The sequence below is a fragment of the Muriicola sp. genome (assembly GCF_041567615.1).
Taxonomy (GTDB): Bacteria; Bacteroidota; Bacteroidia; order Flavobacteriales; family Flavobacteriaceae; genus Muriicola.
The window spans coordinates 1-2,686 of sequence record NZ_JBFGBM010000256.1 but is presented as its reverse complement, the minus strand read 5'-3'; the positions used below and the strand labels follow the sequence as shown (position 1 = coordinate 2,686).

3 protein-coding genes and 1 pseudogene are annotated in these 2,686 nt (G+C 49.2%); all 4 read left to right on the top strand.

Translation table 11 applies throughout. From position 1 onward, the window contains the following. Positions 1-577, top strand: a pseudogene (locus tag ABYP73_RS12740) (2,3-bisphosphoglycerate-independent phosphoglycerate mutase); the annotation flags it as partial. A gap of 22 nt (positions 578-599) precedes the next feature. Then, entirely contained in the window at positions 600-1,418 is an 819-nt protein-coding gene (gene map / locus ABYP73_RS12735; protein ID WP_372946495.1) for a type I methionyl aminopeptidase, read from the top strand. A gap of 9 nt (positions 1,419-1,427) precedes the next feature. Further along, on the top strand, positions 1,428-2,204 hold the full coding sequence (locus ABYP73_RS12730) for a class I SAM-dependent methyltransferase (protein ID WP_372974584.1): 777 nt from the start codon (positions 1,428-1,430) through the stop codon (positions 2,202-2,204). 203 nt (positions 2,205-2,407) lie between these two features. Further along, a partial coding sequence (locus ABYP73_RS12725; protein WP_372974583.1) for a hypothetical protein occupies positions 2,408-2,686 on the top strand: 279 nt, incomplete at its 3' end.

The window sequence follows — 2,686 nt, the reverse complement described above, 5'->3', positions numbered from 1 at the left end:
GGAAGTACTCGCCAAGGCTGGGAAGAAACAGATCCGCATTGCAGAAACCGAAAAATATCCCCACGTGACCTTTTTCTTTAACGGGGGAAGGGAAGAACCTTTCGATGGAGAAAAACGCATCATGTGCCCCTCTCCCAAAGTAGCCACCTACGACCTCAAACCAGAAATGAGCGCCTACGAGGTGAGGGATGCTATTGTAGCGGAATTAAAAAAGGAGGAGGCTGATTTTGTATGTCTAAATTTTGCCAATCCTGATATGGTGGGCCATACAGGCATCATGGAAGCGGCCATTAAAGCGGTAGAGACCGTAGACACCTGTGCCGAGGCAGTCGTAAACACGGGACTCAACCATGGATACAGTACCCTGATCATCGCAGACCACGGAAACTGCGATACCATGATCAATCCCGATGGCAGCCCCAATACAGCACATACTACGAACCCTGTTCCCCTGATCGTGGTGGATGAGGATATCAAATCCGTAAAGGATGGTGTCCTGGGGGATATCGCCCCGACAATTTTGCATATGATGGGCATAGATCAGCCTGAAGCCATGACACAGAAATCACTTGTTTAATTTATTCAGGGACCCAAAGCATATGATCCAGGTAAAGACAGCCGAAGAAATTGAATTGATGCGCGAGAGTGCGCTCATCGTATCCAAAACCTTAGGGATGCTTGCCGGGGAGATCAAACCCGGAGTTACAGGTCTGTACCTCGATAAACTGGCCGAGGAATTCATCCGGGACCACGGTGCAGAACCCGGATTCTTAGGGATGTATGATTTCCCGAATACCCTGAACCTCAGTCCCAATGCGCAGGTAGTGCACGGCATACCCAATAATGAGCCACTCAAAGACGGGGATATCCTGTCTGTGGATTGCGGATCCCTGAAAAACGGATTTTACGGGGACCACGCCTATACTTTCGAGGTGGGTGAGGTGGATGCCGAAACAAAAAAACTGCTCCGGGTAACCAAGGAATCACTCTATAAGGGCATCGAACAGTTCAGGATCGGCAATCGGGTTGGAGACGTCGCCTTTGCCATACAGCAGCACTGCGAAGCCCAGGGATACGGTATCGTCCGTGAACTGGTCGGACACGGGTTGGGAAGGAAATTGCACGAAGCTCCCGAAATCCCCAATTACGGTAAACGCGGAAGGGGAAAGAAATTCGTGGAAGGCATGGTGATCGCCATAGAACCCATGGTAAACATGGGGACGCGCAGGATCAAACAGCTGAATGACGGATGGACCATCCTCACCGCTGACGGCAAACCGAGTGCCCACTTTGAGCACGACGTGGCCCTGGTAAACGGAAGACCGGAACTCCTTTCTACCTTCCAGTATATTTATGATGCCCTGGGTATCAAAAGCGAAGAAGAGGAACCCTACAGGGCAACAAAACTTCAAGGCTAATCTACCGGGGTGAAAAAACTCTTTACTTTTATCCTGAAATTGTTTCCCCGCCCTGTGCTCATTCGCCTGAGTTATGTGGCAAGACCCCTTCTCTCCTTGTGGCTCAGAGGTCAAAAGTACACGGACCCCATAGACGGAAAAAGTTTCAGGAAATTCCTCCCTTACGGATATGAAAAACCCAGGGAAAATGTCCTTTCCCCCTCTACCCTTTCCCTGGAAAGGCACAGGTTACTCTGGCTATTCCTCGTCCGTGAAACCGATTTTTTCAGGGAAGATTACAAGGTACTGCATTTTGCGCCCGAACAGGCCTTTTACAAGCGTTTCAGGAAGTTGAAGAACATAGATTACACCACTACCGATCTCGATTCCCCCCTGGCCGATGTGAAAGCAGACATTTGTGAGCTTCCCTTTGAGAACGAGAGTTTTGATGTGATTTTCTGTAATCATGTTCTGGAGCATATTCCTGATGACCGCAAGGCCATGGAGGAACTTTACCGCATCATGAAACCCGGGGGCTGGGGGGTATTCCAGGTCCCGCAGGATCTGAATCGTCCTACCACTTTTGAGGACGACTCGATAACAGATAAAAAGGAACGGGCTCAAATCTTTGGGCAATACGACCATGTTAGGATCTACGGATCCGATTATTTCGACAAACTCCGTTCGGTGGGTTTCAGGGTGGAAGAAGTGGATCTTACCGCAGGGATGCCCGAAGCTGATATTGCGCGGTTCCGGCTGGCAGAAGGGGAAATTATACCCAAGGTGGTAAAACCAATTACCGACTGATATTCGTCCCTGACCGACACTTAGGAGGCAATAACATTGTTTTGAAAAAAGCAGCAGCTTACCTGCACTACTTTTGACCTTCCTAACTTAACTGAATCATGATTTCTTCAAGATCACCCCAGCGAATACCCATTCTCTGTACAATAGCCTTTCTGTTATTTGGACTGCTGTCTTTAGAAGTGCTGTATTCACAAGAGCTATCTATGGACCCCCGTGATTGCGGTTACGCCTGTAGTGCGAAGGATGTAATTATATCCAATCCCTATCTGGCTTCAGATATGAACGGAACCCCTATGGAGACCTGCAATGGAGATTCCGGGGAGGCTCTCACGGCCTATATCGCATTCTCTTTGGAAAATACCACAGGATCTGACCGATATACCCCCATGTTAACTGCCACTCTGAATATCGATGGGGTACGGAGCACAGTATCCGGATGTTTTGCGTCTCTGCTCCCCCAGGAAACGGCCATCAGGGTTCTT